This is a genomic window from Mycobacterium sp. ITM-2016-00316 (assembly GCF_002968335.2).
Classification (GTDB): domain Bacteria; phylum Actinomycetota; class Actinomycetes; order Mycobacteriales; family Mycobacteriaceae; genus Mycobacterium.
This window is the reverse complement of sequence record NZ_CP134398.1, coordinates 1,655,847-1,672,378: the sequence shown is the minus strand read 5'-3', so window position 1 is coordinate 1,672,378 and position 16,532 is coordinate 1,655,847. Positions and strand designations below refer to the sequence as shown.

The 16,532-nt window shown below is 67.1% G+C and carries 16 protein-coding genes; 6 read left to right on the top strand and 10 right to left on the bottom strand.

The features are described from left to right. Nucleotide 1 precedes the first annotated feature (1 nt). Together C6A86_RS08065 and C6A86_RS08060 are read left to right on the top strand one after the other, a co-directional pair. Nucleotides 2-1,741, top strand: a complete 1,740-nt coding sequence (locus tag C6A86_RS08065; RefSeq protein ID WP_105366685.1) for a sulfite reductase flavoprotein subunit alpha — start codon at nucleotides 2-4, stop codon at nucleotides 1,739-1,741. Then, a complete protein-coding gene (locus C6A86_RS08060) occupies nucleotides 1,731-2,558 on the top strand; it encodes a hypothetical protein (RefSeq protein WP_199196469.1) in 828 nt (275 codons plus the stop codon). The genes C6A86_RS08065 and C6A86_RS08060 overlap by 11 nt, the downstream gene beginning before the upstream one ends. A gap of 92 nt (nucleotides 2,559-2,650) precedes the next feature. Here the strand turns inward: C6A86_RS08060 and C6A86_RS08055 are convergent, their stop codons facing one another. After that, on the bottom strand, nucleotides 2,651-3,094 hold the full coding sequence (locus C6A86_RS08055) for an Hsp20/alpha crystallin family protein (RefSeq protein ID WP_105366683.1): 444 nt from the start codon (nucleotides 3,092-3,094) through the stop codon (nucleotides 2,651-2,653). Between the two features lie 280 nt (nucleotides 3,095-3,374). Between C6A86_RS08055 and C6A86_RS08050 the strand changes: the two genes are divergently transcribed. Together C6A86_RS08050 and C6A86_RS08045 are read left to right on the top strand one after the other, a co-directional pair. After that, nucleotides 3,375-4,562, top strand: coding sequence for a metallophosphoesterase (locus C6A86_RS08050; RefSeq protein ID WP_105366682.1), 1,188 nt, complete (start codon nucleotides 3,375-3,377; stop codon nucleotides 4,560-4,562). 206 nt (nucleotides 4,563-4,768) lie between these two features. Next, nucleotides 4,769-4,918 (top strand): hypothetical protein, encoded by a 150-nt coding sequence (locus C6A86_RS08045; protein ID WP_105366681.1) that lies wholly within the window; start codon nucleotides 4,769-4,771, stop codon nucleotides 4,916-4,918. Between the two features lie 57 nt (nucleotides 4,919-4,975). On the opposite strand, the gene C6A86_RS08040 is transcribed toward C6A86_RS08045, so the two are convergent. The 3 genes from C6A86_RS08040 to C6A86_RS08030 are packed head-to-tail and all read right to left on the bottom strand — an operon-like array spanning nucleotide 4,976 to nucleotide 6,721. Next, complete coding sequence (locus tag C6A86_RS08040; protein ID WP_105366680.1) at nucleotides 4,976-5,794, bottom strand: hydroxypyruvate isomerase family protein; 819 nt, start codon at nucleotides 5,792-5,794, stop codon at nucleotides 4,976-4,978. After that, the gene (locus C6A86_RS08035) at nucleotides 5,787-6,491 is read right to left on the bottom strand and encodes an SDR family oxidoreductase (RefSeq protein WP_105366679.1); all 705 of its coding nucleotides are present in this window, start codon (nucleotides 6,489-6,491) and stop codon (nucleotides 5,787-5,789) included. The genes C6A86_RS08040 and C6A86_RS08035 overlap by 8 nt, the downstream gene beginning before the upstream one ends. Before the next feature lie 44 nt (nucleotides 6,492-6,535). Next, the gene (locus C6A86_RS08030; RefSeq protein ID WP_105366678.1) at nucleotides 6,536-6,721 is read right to left on the bottom strand and encodes a hypothetical protein; all 186 of its coding nucleotides are present in this window, start codon (nucleotides 6,719-6,721) and stop codon (nucleotides 6,536-6,538) included. 191 nt (nucleotides 6,722-6,912) lie between these two features. Here C6A86_RS08030 and C6A86_RS08025 point away from each other — a divergent pair, with 191 nt between their 5' ends. Further along, the gene (locus tag C6A86_RS08025) at nucleotides 6,913-7,629 is read left to right on the top strand and encodes an SHOCT domain-containing protein (RefSeq protein ID WP_105366677.1); all 717 of its coding nucleotides are present in this window, start codon (nucleotides 6,913-6,915) and stop codon (nucleotides 7,627-7,629) included. A gap of 1 nt (nucleotide 7,630) precedes the next feature. On the opposite strand, the gene C6A86_RS08020 is transcribed toward C6A86_RS08025, so the two are convergent. The 6 genes from C6A86_RS08020 to C6A86_RS07995 form a co-directional block, all read right to left on the bottom strand. After that, complete coding sequence (locus C6A86_RS08020) at nucleotides 7,631-7,846, bottom strand: hypothetical protein (RefSeq protein ID WP_105366676.1); 216 nt, start codon at nucleotides 7,844-7,846, stop codon at nucleotides 7,631-7,633. Between the two features lie 15 nt (nucleotides 7,847-7,861). Next, nucleotides 7,862-8,884 (bottom strand): YihY/virulence factor BrkB family protein, encoded by a 1,023-nt coding sequence (locus C6A86_RS08015; protein WP_105366675.1) that lies wholly within the window; start codon nucleotides 8,882-8,884, stop codon nucleotides 7,862-7,864. A 111-nt stretch (nucleotides 8,885-8,995) separates the two neighbouring features. Next, a complete protein-coding gene (locus C6A86_RS08010; protein ID WP_233213289.1) occupies nucleotides 8,996-12,289 on the bottom strand; it encodes an EAL domain-containing protein in 3,294 nt (1,097 codons plus the stop codon). A gap of 206 nt (nucleotides 12,290-12,495) precedes the next feature. Next, a complete protein-coding gene (locus C6A86_RS08005; protein ID WP_105366704.1) occupies nucleotides 12,496-12,915 on the bottom strand; it encodes a pyridoxamine 5'-phosphate oxidase family protein in 420 nt (139 codons plus the stop codon). A 244-nt stretch (nucleotides 12,916-13,159) separates the two neighbouring features. Further along, on the bottom strand, nucleotides 13,160-14,359 hold the full coding sequence (locus tag C6A86_RS08000) for an FAD/NAD(P)-binding oxidoreductase (protein ID WP_105366673.1): 1,200 nt from the start codon (nucleotides 14,357-14,359) through the stop codon (nucleotides 13,160-13,162). 12 nt (nucleotides 14,360-14,371) lie between these two features. Beyond that, nucleotides 14,372-15,751, bottom strand: a complete 1,380-nt coding sequence (locus C6A86_RS07995) for a rhodanese-like domain-containing protein (protein WP_105366672.1) — start codon at nucleotides 15,749-15,751, stop codon at nucleotides 14,372-14,374. 205 nt (nucleotides 15,752-15,956) lie between these two features. Between C6A86_RS07995 and C6A86_RS07990 the strand changes: the two genes are divergently transcribed. Further along, nucleotides 15,957-16,526, top strand: a complete 570-nt coding sequence (locus C6A86_RS07990; RefSeq protein WP_105366671.1) for a rhodanese-like domain-containing protein — start codon at nucleotides 15,957-15,959, stop codon at nucleotides 16,524-16,526. The last annotated feature ends 6 nt before the right edge of the window (nucleotides 16,527-16,532 follow it).

The window sequence follows — 16,532 nt, the reverse complement described above, 5'->3', positions numbered from 1 at the left end:
GATGAAGATCGCATACATCCCCCAGGACGCTCCGTTCAACGAGGACCAGCGCGCCTGGCTGTCGGGTTTCCTGGCCGGCCTGCACTCCCGGCTCGCGATGAACGTCGCGCCGCCACCGGCCGTCCCCGGTGACCAGTCCGCGCCGCGTCCGGCGCTGCGCATCCTGTACGGCACCCAGACCGGCAACGCCGAGGGCGTGGCCAACGATGCGTCGGCCGCTGCCAAGGCACAGGGCTTCGATGTGTTGGTCAGCGGACTCGACGAGATCGAACTCGACGAGTTCGCCGGACTCAAGTACGTGCTGATCGTCACCTCCACCTACGGCGAGGGCGAGATGCCCGACAACGCCGAACTGTTCTGGGAGGCGCTGTCGGCGTCGACCGCACCGCGCCTGGAGGGCGTGTCCTTCGGGGTGCTGGCACTCGGCGACACCAGCTACGACGAGTTCTGCCAGGCCGGAAAGCTATTCGACACCCGCCTGGAGCAGCTCGGTGCCGCGCGGGTGGTGCCTCGCGCCGACTGCGATGTCGACTACGAGGCCCAGGCCGCCGAATGGATCCAGTCCGCCGTCTCGGCGCTGGTACCCAGCTCCGGGGCCAGCGGCGCACCGAGCACGCCACCGCCGAGCGCGGTGGCGCGTTCCGGGTGGACACGCAAGAACCCCTTCGTCGCGGACATCGTCGTCAACCGCCTGCTGTCGGGGCCCGGCTCGGACAAGGAGATCCGGCACTTCGAATTCGACCTGGCCGACAGCGGGATCGAGTACGTCGCCGGCGACGCGCTGGCCGTCATCCCGGAGAACGACCCGGTGCTGGTGGACGCCATCGCCGGGCACTTCCGGGTTTCGGCCGACACCCTGGTCGGCGATGAGCCGCTCGGGGATCTGCTGGGCCACCGGTACGAGATCAGCGCTCCGTCAAAGGATCTGCTCGGCGAGGTGGAACGGCGAGCGGAGAACCCCGAGCTGTCACATGTTCTGCGCGGCGGGGTGAAGGAGACTCTGGAGCGCTGGCTGTACGGCAAGGACATCTTGGACGTGCTGAGCATCGCCGGGGATGACCTCAGCCTCGAGGAGTTCGTCGGACTACTCAAACCGCTTCAGCACCGGGCGTATTCGATCTCGTCGAGCGCGCTGGCACATCCCGACCGGATCCACCTCACGGTGGCCAGCGTGCGGTACCACAACAGCGGACGGATGCGCGGCGGGGTCTGCTCGACGTTCCTGGCCGACCGTGGCACGGAGTCCAAGATCTTCCTGCAACCCAACAAGTCTTTCCGGGTGCCGGCCGATGACGACGCTCCGATGGTCATGGTGGGCCCGGGCACCGGGGTGGCGCCGTTCCGCGCGTTCCTCCAGGAGCGCGAGCAGCGTGGCGCCGGCGGACGCAACTGGCTGTTCTTCGGCGATCAGCACCGCGCGCATGATTTCGCCTACGCCGACGAGATCGCAGCGTGGCAGGACTCCGGACTGTTGAATCGGTTGGACCTGGCGTTCTCTCGCGATCAGGCCGACAAGATTTATGTGCAGACCCGGATGCGCGAACACGGTCGGGAGCTGTTCGGGTGGCTCGAAGAGGGCGGCCACTTCTATGTGTGCGGTGACGCGACCCGGATGGCCAAGGATGTCGACAAGGCGCTGCACGATATCGTCGCCACCCACGGCGGGCTGGACGCCGACGGTGCCGTCGAGTACGTCAACTCGCTGAAACGCGAGAAGCGGTACGTACGCGATGTGTACTGACCGACAGCGCTGCAGCACCTGCCCCGCGCAACGGCTGAACGCCGGAAGCCGGGAAATCGGCGCGGCCCTCCCTGCGCTGGGCACCGTGGTGTCCTGCACCGCCAATGACGCTGCACTGCTGAGTCATACCGGTGAATACGCCACACCCGCGCACCCCGGCGAGGCACTGATCTGCGGTGAGGAGCAGATCAACGTGCGCCTGGGCACCGACGTCACCGGCTACCTGACACCGCAGGCCCTGACCCTCACCGATACCTTCGGAACCCATCGGGCCTACCTGACACCCATGTCGGATCCGCTTGCCGTCAAGGGCCTTTCGCTGGCACCGCGCGGGCCGCAGGTGCCGTTCACCGCCGGGGACTGGATGGATGTCGACTGGAACGACACCGATCAGATCGACCACCTCGACTCGCTCTCAGACGAGCGGTACCGGGTGCTGCCGTTCACCGGGGCCCGCAAGATCGACCCGCGGGTGCTGCCGCATCTGCTGGTATATCTGGTCGAGCAGCACGTGGAGTACACGGTCGCGGTGCCGGGCGGCGGATGCGTGCAGTTGCATCGCGGCAGGGCCGCATTGGCCGACACGTCCGGTCCCGCGGTGGCGGTGATCTTTGGCGCGGCCCGGTACGCGTTGGATCCGGCGCAGGTCGGCGAGTGTTGGGTGAGCACGCTGCACGGCGCGGCCGGACCCACCGCAGCGATCGAGATCTACGACCGCGTCCGGCGATGCGTCACCATGCTGACCCTGACCGGGTCGGTGTGCGGGCGGACCTACGACGATTGGCAGGCCATCGCAAGGTCGCTTCCAGACCTCTGAGTTCGCCGAACGCGCAGTTGTCACAGACAAATCCGCGCCGACCGTGCGCGGCTGCAGCCGATGGGCTACAGCCGCGCACGAAGGCAGAGCGGTTAGCTCGAGTCGACGGTGGACGACTCGATGGTGCGGGTGGCTCCCGCGTGCGCGACGTCGATGCGGCGCGGCTTGGCCCGCTCGGCGAGCGGAATGCTCACCGTCAGAACACCATTCTCGTAGGTGGCCGAGATGCGCGAGCAGTCGACTCCGTCGCCCAGGGACAGTTGGCGGCGGTAGGTGCCGGAGAACCGTTCGTTCGACAACCACTGGACCGCCTCATCCGACCGTGCGCTGCGATGCGCGGTCAAGGTCATCGTCCCGTTGTCGACACTGACGTCGACCGATCCGGGATCGACCCCCGGCAGGTCGGCAGTGAGTACGTAATGATCGTCGACCTTGTAGAGGTCCATCGGCATGAATCGCGGCACCCGGCCGGAGCCGGCCTGGGTCGCGAAGATGTCCCGAGTCACAGCGTCACCAAACGGATCAAAACGAAGCACAGCAATCCACCTCCTCGTCACTCACGGAGCCCGCCCGTTCGGCGGGCTGCCAATCACTGTGCAAGACAGAATTTAGCACTCGAGACCAGAGAGTGCCAAGAGTGAATCGGAGGAATTTCTTGTTCTGTCTGCGCGCACATTGCGGCCGGCGAATGATCGGGTAGCGCTGCGGCGCAGTCGCTCTCAGCCCCGCCCCGCTGCGCGGCGGGCCTGGTCCGCCGGACAGGCCTGGACCGCCGGTACCGTCGTTGGCAGTGAACCTGTACACGATCGAGGTGCAATGACCGACAACCCGGCCGAAGTAGTAGAAGAAGCCGCTCACCCGCCGCACCGGTCGGGAGCACGGTGGCGCCGCACCGCGGTGGTGACCGCCGTGCTGGCCCTGTTGTTCGGGGTGCCGTGGTGGACGCTGGTCGCCGCCGGCGGCTGGCCGCTGCCAGTCTCGATCGCGGGAACCCTGCTTTTCGTCGCCGCCCTGGTTCTGCTGCCCACGCTGCTGTTCACCGGCCACGGTAAACACCGCGATCTGCCATCGGCGCTGGGCGACGCGCTGCTGGGCATCATGTGGGTGTTGTTCGTGTGGTCGGCGCTCGGCAATCTGCTGCGACTGGCACTGCTGGCCGCCGGTATCGAGGATCCGCTGCGATCCCGGGTGGTTGCGGTGGCGGTTCTCCTGGTGTCGGCAACGTTGCTGGCCTGGGGCCATTTCGAGGCGATGCGGGTGCCGCGGATCCGGCCCGTCGACGTGCGCATCCCCCGCCTCGGCCGAGGCCTGGACGGGCTGCGCGTCGCGATGATCACCGACACCCATTACGGACCGCTCGATCGGGCGCAATGGTCGGCGAACGTGGTCGAACGGGTCAACGAACTCGACGCCGATATCGTCTGCCATGTCGGCGATATCGCCGACGGCACCGTCGAGGTGCGCCGCAATCAGGCGAGTCCGCTGGAGACGGTGCGGGCCCGATCGGCGCGCGTGTACGTGACCGGCAACCACGAGTACTTCAGCGAGGCACAGGGCTGGCTCGACTACATGGAGGGCATCGGCTGGTCGGCGCTGCACAACCGGCACATCGTTGTCGAGCGCGGCGGCGATCGTCTGGTCGTCGCCGGGGTAGACGATGCCACCGCCGAGGGTTCCGGTCTGCGCGGGCACGGCGAGGATCTGGCGACGGCACTGTCGGGTGCCGATCCCGGGCTGCCGGTGCTGCTGCTGGCGCACCAGCCCAAGCAGATTCCGCAGGCGGTGGCCGCGGGTGTGGACCTGCAGATCTCCGGGCACACCCACGGCGGGCAGATCTGGCCGTTCAACTTCCTGGTGCGACTGGACCAGCCGGTGGTGCAGGGGCTGAGCGCACACGGGCAACGCACCCAGCTCTACACCAGCCGCGGCACCGGGTTCTGGGGCCCGCCCTTCCGGGTGTTCGCGCCCAGCGAGATCACGCTGCTGACACTTCGCTCGGCGTGATGCGCGGCGCCGAGCGGGTGTGACGGCCGACACCCCGCGGGGCTGGATGCGGCTGAGCTGTCGCGGAACTCACACTAAATAAATTGCTTTACGCAGAATTAACACGGACCATGGAGGCGTTGCACAGAGCGGGTGATCCCCGACCTGGCCCCACCAGATACAACCAAAGTCCCTGTGACCCAGGGCACTTACAAGGAGTGAGAACAATGTCCCTCGCGCAGTTTCGCGACAACATGAAGCGCGCCAACAATCGGCGCCGCCTCTACGCGCGGATCAACGCAATGCCCGATTCGACGGTTCGTGAAGAACTGATCGCGGTGGCGCAGCGCTACGAGTTCGAGGACTCCGCTCGCTGATTTTGATCCCGTTCCCGCTGACCAGAGCCGGTGGCCCCACAGGGCACCGGCTCTGACCTATTCCGGGGGGTTTCGCGATCGGCCGCCGCGCCGGGGCCACGGAAGCCACCCGAACGGATCCGGCCCGTCGGCGCGGTACTCCAAGCTGACATGGCCGCGGTAACCACGATCGGCCAGCCGCTGCAGGTACCCGTCGATATCGAGGGATCCGGTGCCCGGCGCGCCCCGGCCGGGTATGTCGGCGATCTGTACGTGCCCGAGGCGGTCCAGATGGGCGTCGATGACGGCGGCGATATCGTCGCCGTTGACGCCCAGGTGGTACAGGTCGGCGAGCAGTCGCAGCGAGGTGGCATCGACGCGGTCGATCACCGCCAGGACGTCGGCGGCCGTGCGTAGCGGATAGCCGTCCACACCGCTGAGCGGCTCGATGAGAACGATCGCCCCGAGGTGTTCGGCCATGCGACCGACGTGTTCGAGGTTTGCGGCGGCCACCTCGTCCTGGCGCTGCGCATCGACACCGGCGAGCCGGTTGCCGTAGAGCGCGTTGAACGCCCGGGTACCCAATCGGTCCGCGATGCCGAACACGATGTCGGCATTGTCGCGGAACTCCTGTCGCCGCCGGGGATCAGACAGCAGCCCGCGCTCCCCTGCCGCCATGTCGCCGCCGGCGAAATTCAGTGCGGTGAGGCGCACCCCGGCGTCGGCCACCGCCCCGACGAACGCGTCGATCTCGGCGTCGGCGGGCACCGCGTCATCGAACGGCCACCAGAACTCGACCGCATCGAACCCGGCGTCGCGGGCGGCCTGCGGACGCCGCAACACGGGCAGGTCGGTCAGCAACATCGAGCAGTTGACGACGAAGGACATGTCAGCCACGGCCGACGTACCGCATGCCACGCGCCATGACGGTGATGGCGGGCACCGAGACGTCCACCGGGAGGTCCACGATGTGCGCGATGGTGGTGGCCACGTGGGTGACGTCGATCGTGGGTTCGGCGGTGAACCCGCTGGTCATCTCGGTGGCGGCATTGCCGATGTCGATCTGGGTGACGTCGATGTCGAGGTCGCGCAGGTCCAGCAGCATCGATGCCGTCAGGCCACTGATGGCGTGTTTGGTGACCACGTAGGCCAGGGTGTCCGGGCGCGGCCGGTGCGCGGCCAGCGAGCCGTTGTTGATGATTCGTCCGCCGCGCGGCAGTTGCGCGGTCATGATGCGGGTCGCCTCCCGCGCGCAGAAGACCGCGCCGTCGACATTGGTGCGCCAGACGGTGTGCCATTGCTCGTCATCGATATCGGCGATCGACGCTGCCGGCCCGAAAGTGCCCGCATTGTTGAACAGCACATCCACCCTGCCGAACGTCGACACCGTGCGCTCGAACAGCGCCCGCACCGCCGCCGAGTCGGTGACATCGGTGGGCACCACCAGAGCGTTCGGGTGGCTGCCGGCGGCCTCGGTGAGCTGATCGGGCCGACGTCCCGCCAGAACCACCTGATGCCCGGCATCGAGCAGGGCCCGGGCCGTGGCCCGACCGATACCGCTTCCTGCTCCGGTGATGACGACGACCTTGTTCATGACACCGATTCTTCACCGTGGTCGCACCGGTGGCCGGCGCCCCCTCAGGCAGTGCGCCGAAGTCTCATGACATCTCGTTTGGCGCAGCCGACGCGCTCGGCGGCTTCGGCCGCCGTCAACAGCGGATCCAGCAGGATGGCGAGTTCGGTCTCGGAGAACTGCGGCTCCTGCTCCCAGGGTGCGAAATCCCACCCCGCGTCCTCGAAGCCGGTCGACAGTTGTTCGGTCATGGTTGTTCCCTGGAGTCGTGTGCCGGTACCCCGCCGCCATCCGTGAAACGAATCGAAAATGGCCGCGCCACAGGGCGTCCGCGGTGACACCGGTACCAGCCTAGGGACATTTGCGTCCGCGTGCCTCCTGAACCGCGATGCGGACGTTTTCTGGACGGCTCGCCTGCCGGTGGCGATGGAACAATGAAGTGATGAGCTCCCCGATCAGTCCTGAGGCCGACAAGGCGCTCACCGATATCGCGGCGCGCCACGGTCTTTCCCGCGACGCGGTGCTGGCCATGCTGTCGGCGCTGCATGCCGGCGGCGGCACCATGGCGCAGTTCGACATACCCGAGTTGGGCGGGTCGGGTCAATGGATGCGCGGCGGAATGACCATGGTGTCGAACATGTTCGACACCGCACTCAAGGCGCGCGTCGACGCACTGTGCGCCGAGTTGGCCCAACTGCTCGCCACGACGGCGGTCTTCCCCACGCGCAGCGCTGAGCCGTCGGGCGGTTGGTGGCCGGCCGACCTCGGCGTCCCGAGCGCCACCGGCGGCCAGAACGATGCCCGCTACGCGATCTTTCCCGCCACCCGCCGGTTGGCGATCCACCTCGACGGCGTCACCCGGGTGTTCGACACCGCGGATCACCGGATCGCCGGCGTCCAACAGCAACAGGGCGGACGGCGCGGCAGCGTCACCTTCACCAGCCAACTCGGCACCTTCGATGTGACGAGCCTGACCGAGATCGGCGCCGCGCCGGTCGCCGCGACGCCCACCGTCGCACCACAGCAGCACGCACCTGCCGCCGGTGATGCCTCCGCGATCATCGGCGCGATCGAAGCGCTCGCCGACCTGCATGAGCGGGGCATCGTCTCCGACGGCGAATTCACCGCGAAGAAGACCGAATTGCTCGGCCGGCTGTAGATCAGCCTGCCGCGGTATCGACCGGACGCACGGGCACCGGGTCCGGATGCGGCAGGCCCGGCGCCCGGCGGCGCCTGACGACGATCACCGCGGCGGTGCCGAGCGCCGCGCCGGTCAGGATCATCGTGGGCCAGAACAGGGCCTGCGCGATCACGATCCTGCGTTGCACTTTCACGCCCGTGCGGGTGACCGCGCGTGCACGGCTGGTGACACTCACAGCAGCCTCTCCCCTCTAATGGTTCGCCTCGGCAATACCCTCGTCGTGCCGGCGAGAAACGCTGTCATCGCCACCGTCTGCAGTGTCGGGTTCGTCGAAGCTGACGTCCACCCGCTGAAAGCCCTTGGCCTGCTGGGCCTCGGCCTGCCCTGCGTACATGCGGCGATCGGCGGCGGTCAGGTCGACGTTGTCGGTGAACGGTGTGAGCAGCGCGCGCGGATGCAGCCGGTCCACGCGCACCGCATTGATCTCGGCGCACACCAGCAGCGACGTACCGACCAGGTACAGGAACGCCAGCAGGCCGAGCACGATGGCGAACACGCTGTTGGTCACGCTGGCCGAGGCCACCACCGAAGACACGTAGGTCGCACCGAACCACTGCAGCATCTGCCACAGCGCCGCGGCCGTCACCGCCCCGGGCAGCACCTGCCGGACGGTCAGCGAGCGCACGGTGCTGACCCGGAAGGCGGCCACGCATACCCCGGTGTTCAGGACGAACGAGGCCACCACCACACCGGCGGTCCCGACGAAGCCCAGGTCGGCCCAGTTCTTGCCGACCGCGGTGAGCAGCGTCGTGGCGATGAGGGCCGACCCGAGCACGATCAGCAGCATCAGGCTGCGCAGGCGGGCCTTGATCGGATCGGGGCGCACGTAGCGGGGCACGGCCCACACGGTGTCCATGGCGTTCTGCAGCGCCGTGCCGACGCCGAGACCGCCGTAGAGCGCACCGGCGATCCCGATCACCACTGCGGTCGTGCCGCCGCTGAGCGCGCTCGGTTCACTGAGTTGGTTGCCGAGCAGCGGGAGCTGACTGATCGCGGAGTCCACGATCTGCTCGCGCCACTCGGGCCGGTCCCGCAGTATCACCCCGAGCGCCGTGGTGAGTAGCAGCAACAGCGGGAACAACGAGACGAAGGCGTAGTAGGTGATCAGGGCGGCCAGGTAGTTGGCCTGGTCATCGATGTATTTGTAGACGACGGCGATGGCGAAGCCCGCTGCCCGACTGCGCTGCTGCAACCGATCGAGCCATCCCAGCATCGTGACCTCCGCCCGCCGCCCGGCCCTGTGCCGACGAGGAGGTGTACCCATTCGACACGGGGTTCTCACGCGATGTCGGTGTGATGTCCGCGGCACCGAGTTGGGCGGACCTCACCGTTCGAGCATGCGGAGCTCGGCCGGTCTCGGTGCGATGGCCTGCCCGAACAGGAAGCCCTGCCCCATCTCGCAGCCCCAGTCGGCGATCAGGTTCCATTGCTCGCGGGACTCGATGCCTTCAGCGATCACCGACAGCCCCAGGCTTTCACCCAAGCTCAGGACCGCGCGGGTGATCGCTTCGCAACGCGGATCCTGCGGTAATCCGCTGATGAACTGCTTGTCGATCTTCAGGATGTCGATCGGCAGGTCGACGATCTTGGCCAGACCGCTGAATCCGGTGCCGACGTCGTCGATGGCGACCCGCACGCCGATCTCGCGGAGGGCCTCGAGGTCGGCCTTGGCGGAACGGGCGACCCGCCCGGCGTAGGTCTCGGTCAATTCGAGGACGAGCCGCTCGGGAGCGAGCCCGGTCCGTTCGAGCGCTCCGAGGACGTCCGCGCGGAAGTCGCCCACCTCCAGCTGCCGGCCCGACACGTTGACGTGTACTGCGGCGGTGTCCATCGGCGAGCGCCACAGTGCAGCGTGGCGGCACGCTTCGTGAAGAACGTAGCGACCGATGTCGGACATTTGACGAGAAGTCTCGGCAACGGCCAGGAACTCGGACGGCTTGAGCAGTCCCCGCTTCGGGTGCTGCCACCGCAGAAGCGCTTCGGCCGCGACCTGCTCAGCGGTCCGCAAGTTCACGATCGGCTGGAAGTGGACGACGAATTCGTGCAGATTCACCGCCCTTTCCAGTTCGGGGATCAGCTGCAGGGCGCGGTGCATGGCCGCCTCCTCCACGGTCTCGGCGAGAGCCACGCAGTCCTTCCCGCTGCGCTTCGCCTGATACATCAACGCGTCCGCCCTCTGCAGCAACCCCTCGGCCGTGCATCTCGGGGTCGATATCGCCACGCCACCGCTCACCGAGAGCTGGTTGTACACACCTCCCACGGCGAGCGGGACCGGCCGGTGCAGTTCGTTGCGGATCCGGTCCGCGACGTGCTGCACGTGGGCGATGTCGGACACACCCGGGCAGAGCACGGCGAACTCGTCCCCGCCCAGCCGCGCCGCGGTATCCCGGGACCGGATCGAGGCTTCGATGCGGCGTGCGATCGTCGCGAGCACCTTGTCTCCCTGGGCATGACCCCAGGTGTCGTTGACCGCCTTGAAGCCGTCGAGGTCCAGGAAGATCAGGCCGACCCGGCGCGCATCGTCAGCTGCGGCGTCGGCCAGGGCCTGCTCGGCGCGTTCCATGAACAGCGCGCGGTTCGCCAATCCCGTCAGCCGATCATGCATGGCCAGGTGCTGAAGTTCGGCCTCGGCGAGTTTGCGCAGGGTGATGTCCTCGACCAGACCCATCCCGTACGGGCTGGAGCCCTGCGGCGCCACCACCGACGCCGACACCGCTCCCCACACAGTGGCGCCGTCCGCGTGCCGGAACGCGACCTCGGCTTCGAACGGTTGGTCGCTGTGCAGCGTCAGCAATCTCTGCAGAGTTCCCAGCGTGCAGACGCCACCGTCCGTGCCGCCGAGGGCAGTCACGGTGGTGGCCAACACGTCGGCGATCGATCGGCCGAGCAATGTGGCCATTGCTTCGTTGCAGCGCGTGATCCGCCCGGAGCTCTCGAACATGAACATGCCCATCGGGGCGGTGTCGAACGCCAGCCGGAACCGTTCTTCGCTCTCCGCCAGCGCCTGCTCGGCGGCCTTCTGTTCGGTGACATCGGTGGCGACGCCGATGTATCCCGCGCAGTCGCCGTCGTCGTTCGTCATCTGAGACACCGCCAGGCTGACGGCCGTGTGGGTGCCGTCGCGTCGCACGTACGTCCACTGGCGCACCTCGGCCACCTCCGGTGTCACGTTGTGTACGAAGACCTCGAAGCCCATCGGGATGCCCAGTTCGGTCGCCCGTGCGCGGACTTCGCACTCCAGGTGAAAGTCCACCGGCGTGCGGCCGAGCATCTCGGCCTCGGTCCAGCCCAGGAGTCGCTCCGCACCGTTGTTGAAGACGGTGATGTGCCCCACCGGGTCGGTGCCGATGATCGCCTGCTCGGACGCGGCGTCGAGGACGCCGGCGAACAGATCTCGGGCCTCGCGCAGCGCCCGGGCCGTCCCGCGCTCCTCGGTGACGTCGCGAAAGGCCATCACCTTCAACGTCGACTGCAGCGCCAGCGGGGCCGTCGTCAGCTCGATCACCCGGGGCGACTCGGCGTCGAGGACGACATCGCGCGGAATCTGGCGCGACGAGTTGACCGCGGAACTGATCGGGGCGTCGGCCGCGGACGCCGCGACCAGCTGCGTGGCGAGGTCGGAGTCGGTGGTCGCTTGGGCGTTGCGCAGGACCACCTCGCCGGCCGGGTCGACGAGGATCACGCTGTCGTGGATGCTGTCGAGCACGGCGCCGAGCAGTTCGGAGTCCTGATCCGCCCGGTCGCGTGCCTGCCGCAGTTGCGCGATGAGACGCGCACGGGAGTCGCGGTACAGCGACAACGTCAACACGATCACCGTCAGGCTGCAGACCATCGCCTGCGAGAGCATCGCCCGCGCCTCCAGGTCCTGGACGATGAAGACGCCTTTGCCGAGAAGGGTGGCGTAGATGATCCACACGCCCGTCACGACCAGAAACGTCATGCTGACCGTGGTGCTGTACCGCAGTGTCACCCACATCGCGGCCACCAGCGCCAGGAATGCCATCGGGACACCGGTGTTCAACCAGAAGATCCACACGAAGATCAATGCGACGGCGGCTCCGACCACCAGTGCCTCGGTCAGGGCAGCCCACGAAAGACGCGGCCACTTCCACTCGAGGTCCTGCAGCCTGAGCCACAGGGCCAGTCCCAGGAGTGCGGAAGTCCCGTTGCGCACCGCAAAGAGCGCGAACGTCTCCCCTGGTGCGGCATCCAGGACGACCACGAAGTACGCCGTGGCCAGCGCGGCGGCGCAACACGTACCGGTGACCACCGCGACCAGCAGACGCGCCAGGTCACCGGGATCGCGGAGCACCACCTCGTCGCGGCGGTAGGCCAGAATTGCCACCGTGATCACCGCCAGCGCGACGTTGACCAGCGCAAACCACGCGCTCATCGGCGCGGCAGAGCCGGCGGCGATGTTCACCGCGCACGTCACCGCACCCAGCACCAGCACGTGCAGCGCGCGCTCCCGCGGTCCGCAACGCTGCGTGGTGAGGACCCAGATGATCGCGACTGCCGCGGCCGGCCAGACGAGCGCGACGTCATCCTCGCCCACCCGGGTGGCCCGACCGGCGAGAACCGCGAGCGCATAGGCCACGGCAAACGCGATCAGGAGCATCGCAGAGCGCAGAGACCGACCCACCGCAAACCCCACTTTCGACGTCAACGTCAATAAGAGCATGCCGTCAAGATCACCGCTTGGGGCGTAAATGCGCGATCAAACTCCAGCGTCGGCCGGGCGCAGGGTGTTCTTTGCTGCCGGGGCCGGTCGACAGCAGGCGATCGGCACCGCGACCAGAGCCGGTAACGGAGGAAACCGACTGTTCATGCAGGTTCGGAGCCAAAGGCAAAGCGGCGGCCGACGATCCCCGCCGGCTCGATACGGATGAAACACTGCTTCGCCGTCGCCGTCCACGGCAGCACCTGCGCCTTCTCCGCCAGCGCGATGTCCGCAGCAGAGTCGAGCACCGATGCACGGCCGTGCACCACGATGCTCCAACCGCGCACGACATCGTGGTCGTCGGCTTCGAACGCCACCCACGGATTGCGCGATACGGCGGCAAGTTTCGTACCTTCTGCCGTTCGGATGAGGATGGTGCGCCGCTGGACGACGAAGTTCACCGGGAAGATATCGGGTTTCGAGTCGCTGCTCGTCACGAGTCGGCCGAGCGTCATGGCGGACAGCTGATCCCAGCACTCCCCCTCGGCCATCGAGGTGACGGGGCCGGCTTCGGAGAACTTCATCGGGGTGATCCTTCGCGTTCGCGACAGCACTGTGGTCAGGTGGGACATGCGTGCTGACGCATGCCGGTCAGTCACACTCAGCGCGGGTTCACCGGGGCCCAGTCGTCGACGGCATCCCCGTACTGCGGTCTTTCCGAAATCGTCGCGCATCCGAGGTGGACGGGACAGAGGCTTTGGCCTCTCCCCCGGGGCCAAAGGTCACCCCGGGGGGGATGGCGGCATCGACTTCCGAGATTTGCCCGGGTCAGGCCAGACCCTTGAGCATCAGGTTCCAGTACATGAACGGCAGCCCGTATTTCTTGAGGTACCAATAGCTGCGGTGGGATGTGGTCGGGTCGAGCAGCGGGATCGACGGGGTCAGGCTCAGGTCGTAGTCGAACTCCGCCAGCAGCATCGAGTGCGATGACGTGACGATCGGGCACGAACCATAGCCGTTGTAGCGGGCGCCCAGCGGCCGGCCCTGCAGAAATGCCTCGATGTTGTCGACGACGACCGGCGCCTGCTTGCGGATCGCCGCGCCGGTCTTCGAGTTCGGTGACGACCCCGCGTCGCCGAGGCTGAACACATTGGGATGACGCACATGCTGCATGGTGTGCTTGTCGATCTCGACGTACCCGTTTGCGTCGCCGGTCGACAGCGCACTCGACTTGATCCAGTCCGGAGCCGATTGGCGCGGCACGGCATGCAGCACGTCGTAGGACAGCATGGTGTCTGATCCGCTTTCCCCGACCCCGGACACCCCGACCTTGTGCGATGCCGCGTCGACCGAGGTCACCTCGGCGTTGGTGTGCACGGTGATGCCGTATCCGGCGGCGACCTTGTCCAGGTTGTCGGCGATCGCCGGTATGCCGAACAGCCGTGGCGTCGGTACCACCAGGTGGACGTCGATGTCCTTGAGCACGCCCTGCTTGCGCCAGTAGTCGGCCGCGAGGTAGGCGATCTTCTGCGGCGCTCCGGCACATTTGATCGGCCCTGACGGCATCATGAAAACCGCACTGCCCGAACGCATGTCGCGGATGAACTCCCAGGTACGGGGCGCAAGGTCGAACCGGTAGTTCGACGACACCCCGTCCTTGCCGAGGGTATCGCGCAATCCCTCGGTGCGATTCCAGTCCAGCTGGATGCCGGGACAGACCACGAGTACGTCGTAGGAGTAGACCGCCCCGTCGGCACAGGTGATCGTGTTGGACTCGGGGTCGACGGCGGCGGCCGCGTTCTTGATCCAGGTCGCCTGCTTGGGCATCACCGAGGCCTCGGACCGTTCGGTCGTCGATGCCTTCGCCTGGCCACCGCCGACGAGCGTCCACAGTGGCTGGTAGTAGTGCTTGCTGGACGGCTCGATGACGGCGACGTCGGAACGGCCGTTGCGGAGCAGGCGCGCGGCGACCGAGATACCGGCCGTCCCGCCGCCGACGATGAGGATCTGGTGCTTGGCGGTGATCATGATGCCCTTTCCTCAGGCGTTCTGGTGTGATTCGTCCCAGGCGCCGTACCCGCCCAGGATGTCGCTGACGTCGCCAAAGCCGTTCCGGCGCAGCAGGCTTGCGGCCACCGAGGACCGGTATCCGCCTGCGCAGTAGACGACGGTCGGCTTGGTGGGATCGAGTTCGCTCAACCGGCTGGGCAGCTGCCCGACCGGAATGGCGATCGCATCCGGAATCGTGCCCGCTTCGACCTCGCCCGGATTGCGCACGTCGACGACCTGCAAATCCCTCAGCTCGGCGGCGCGCTGGTCGAATGCCCTGGCCGTCAGCCGGGAGGCCACCTGGACGTCATCTCGATGGGAGAACATCACCTCGAAGGGAGTGTCGACATATCCGATCACCCGGTCGAATCCGATCCGGGCAAGGCGGTTCTTGCCTTCGAGTTCCTGTCCCGGCTCGGTGAACAGCACGATGTCGACATCGGTGGGCAGCACCGACCCGGCGAACTCGGCGTAGCGGCCCTCCAGTCCGATGTTGATCGCCTGACGCAGGTGTCCCAGCGCGAAGTCCTCCGGACCGCGTCCGTCGACCAGCACCGCGCCGGCGGCCAGCGCTGCCAGGACCTGTTCATAGGTCATCGGTGCCGGCATCTTGGTCTCATCCAGCAGCTCGCGGTCCTTGCGGTTGAGGATGGCGTCGTAGACGAAATAGCTCGGCGCGGGTGGCTGCCCCGCGGTGACCAGATCCATGAAGGTCGCCTTGTCGGGAGCCCGCAGGGCGTAGTTGGTCTCCTTCTGCTCACCCATCGTCGACCACAGGTCTGTCGACAGGTTCTTGCCGCACGCCGAGCCCGCACCGTGCGCCGGGTACACCCGGGTGGCATCGGGCAAGGTCATCAGCTTGTTGTGCAGTGAGTCGTAGAGCTTGTCGGCCAGCTCCTCACGGGTGAAGCCGATCGAGGCCAGCAGGTCCGGCCTGCCGACGTCACCGATGAAGAGCGCGTCTCCGGTGAGCACCCCGTAGGGCACCTCGTCGTGCGCGTGCTCGAAGACCACGATGCTCAGCGACTCCGGGGTGTGCCCGGGGGTGTGCCGGAACTCCAGCGTCACCTCCCCCAACGAATAGCGCTCACCGTCGGCCACGCCCACCGACTCGAACTCGGTCTCGGCGACCGAGGAGTAGACGATTTTCGCGCCGGTGGCCTTGGCCAGTTCGAGGTGGCCGGACAGGAAGTCGGCGTGAAAGTGCGTCTCGATGACGAGCTCGATCGTCATGCCCATGTCCTGCGCATCGGAAAGGTACTCCGAGACATCGCGCTGCGGATCGACAACGACTGCGCGACCGGTGGTTTCGTCACCGATCAGATACGACGCATGGGAAAGGCAGTCCAGATAGTACTGGGTGAACTTCATGACGATGGTCCCTTTCGTTCGGCGGTGGGTACGGCCATCATGGCTATACCCGTATGGGTATGTCAACTACCCCAGGGGGTATCTGATTCCCCACTTGACAATACGGGTGGGGGTATATCTACACTCACAGGTAAACATACCCCCGGCGGTATCTAGGGCCTAGAGGCTTTGGTCACCGCCGGCCAGCCGGAAGGACCCAGTCACCATGACCGCACCCACCACCATCGATTCGCAGAACCTCAGCGAGCTGCTCGACTCGGCGACCCCACCGCGGGTGCTGGACGTGCGAACCCCGGGCGAGTTCGAGTCGGCGCACATCGCCGGCGCCTACAACGTGCCGCTGGACCTGCTGCGCGAACATCGCGACGAGATCATCAAGCATCTCGACGAGGACGTCGTCCTGGTCTGCCGCTCCGGGCAGCGCGCCACCCAGGCAGAGGAAACTCTGCGCACCGCCGGGTTCACGAACGTGCACATCCTCGATGGCGGTATCGCCGCCTGGGAAGCCAAGGGCTTCGCCGTCAACCGTGGCGCGCAGCGCTGGGACCTCGAACGTCAGGTGCGGCTGGTCGCCGGGTCGATCGTGCTGGGCAGCGTGTTGGGCAGCATCGCCGCCCCCAAGCTGAAGTGGGTGGCCGGCGCCATCGGTGGCGGACTGACCTTCGCGGCGCTGTCCAATACCTGCGCGATGGGCATGATGCTGGCCAAGCTGCCCTACAACCGCGGCGCCACCTGCGACGCCGACACCATCGTGTCCCAACTCGTGCGCGGGTAGTGCGCG

Excerpts from the sequence above, each read along its gene's own strand:
- C6A86_RS08025 (WP_105366677.1), top strand. The coding sequence starts at position 6,913 with ATGAGCTCCCCGATCAGTCCTGAGGCCGACAAGGCGCTCACCGATATC.
- C6A86_RS08000 (WP_105366673.1), bottom strand. The coding sequence starts at position 14,359 with ATGATCACCGCCAAGCACCAGATCCTCATCGTCGGCGGCGGGACGGCC.
- C6A86_RS08015 (WP_105366675.1), bottom strand. The coding sequence starts at position 8,884 with ATGCTGGGATGGCTCGATCGGTTGCAGCAGCGCAGTCGGGCAGCGGGC.
- C6A86_RS08010 (WP_233213289.1), bottom strand. The coding sequence starts at position 12,289 with ATGCTCCTGATCGCGTTTGCCGTGGCCTATGCGCTCGCGGTTCTCGCC.
- C6A86_RS08005 (WP_105366704.1), bottom strand. The coding sequence starts at position 12,915 with ATGAAGTTCTCCGAAGCCGGCCCCGTCACCTCGATGGCCGAGGGGGAG.
- C6A86_RS08060 (WP_199196469.1), top strand. The coding sequence starts at position 1,731 with ATGTGTACTGACCGACAGCGCTGCAGCACCTGCCCCGCGCAACGGCTG.
- C6A86_RS07990 (WP_105366671.1), top strand. The coding sequence starts at position 15,957 with ATGACCGCACCCACCACCATCGATTCGCAGAACCTCAGCGAGCTGCTC.
- C6A86_RS08045 (WP_105366681.1), top strand. The coding sequence starts at position 4,769 with ATGTCCCTCGCGCAGTTTCGCGACAACATGAAGCGCGCCAACAATCGG.
- C6A86_RS08035 (WP_105366679.1), bottom strand. The coding sequence starts at position 6,491 with ATGAACAAGGTCGTCGTCATCACCGGAGCAGGAAGCGGTATCGGTCGG.
- C6A86_RS08030 (WP_105366678.1), bottom strand. The coding sequence starts at position 6,721 with ATGACCGAACAACTGTCGACCGGCTTCGAGGACGCGGGGTGGGATTTC.
- C6A86_RS08050 (WP_105366682.1), top strand. The coding sequence starts at position 3,375 with ATGACCGACAACCCGGCCGAAGTAGTAGAAGAAGCCGCTCACCCGCCG.
- C6A86_RS07995 (WP_105366672.1), bottom strand. The coding sequence starts at position 15,751 with ATGAAGTTCACCCAGTACTATCTGGACTGCCTTTCCCATGCGTCGTAT.
- C6A86_RS08065 (WP_105366685.1), top strand. The coding sequence starts at position 2 with ATGAAGATCGCATACATCCCCCAGGACGCTCCGTTCAACGAGGACCAG.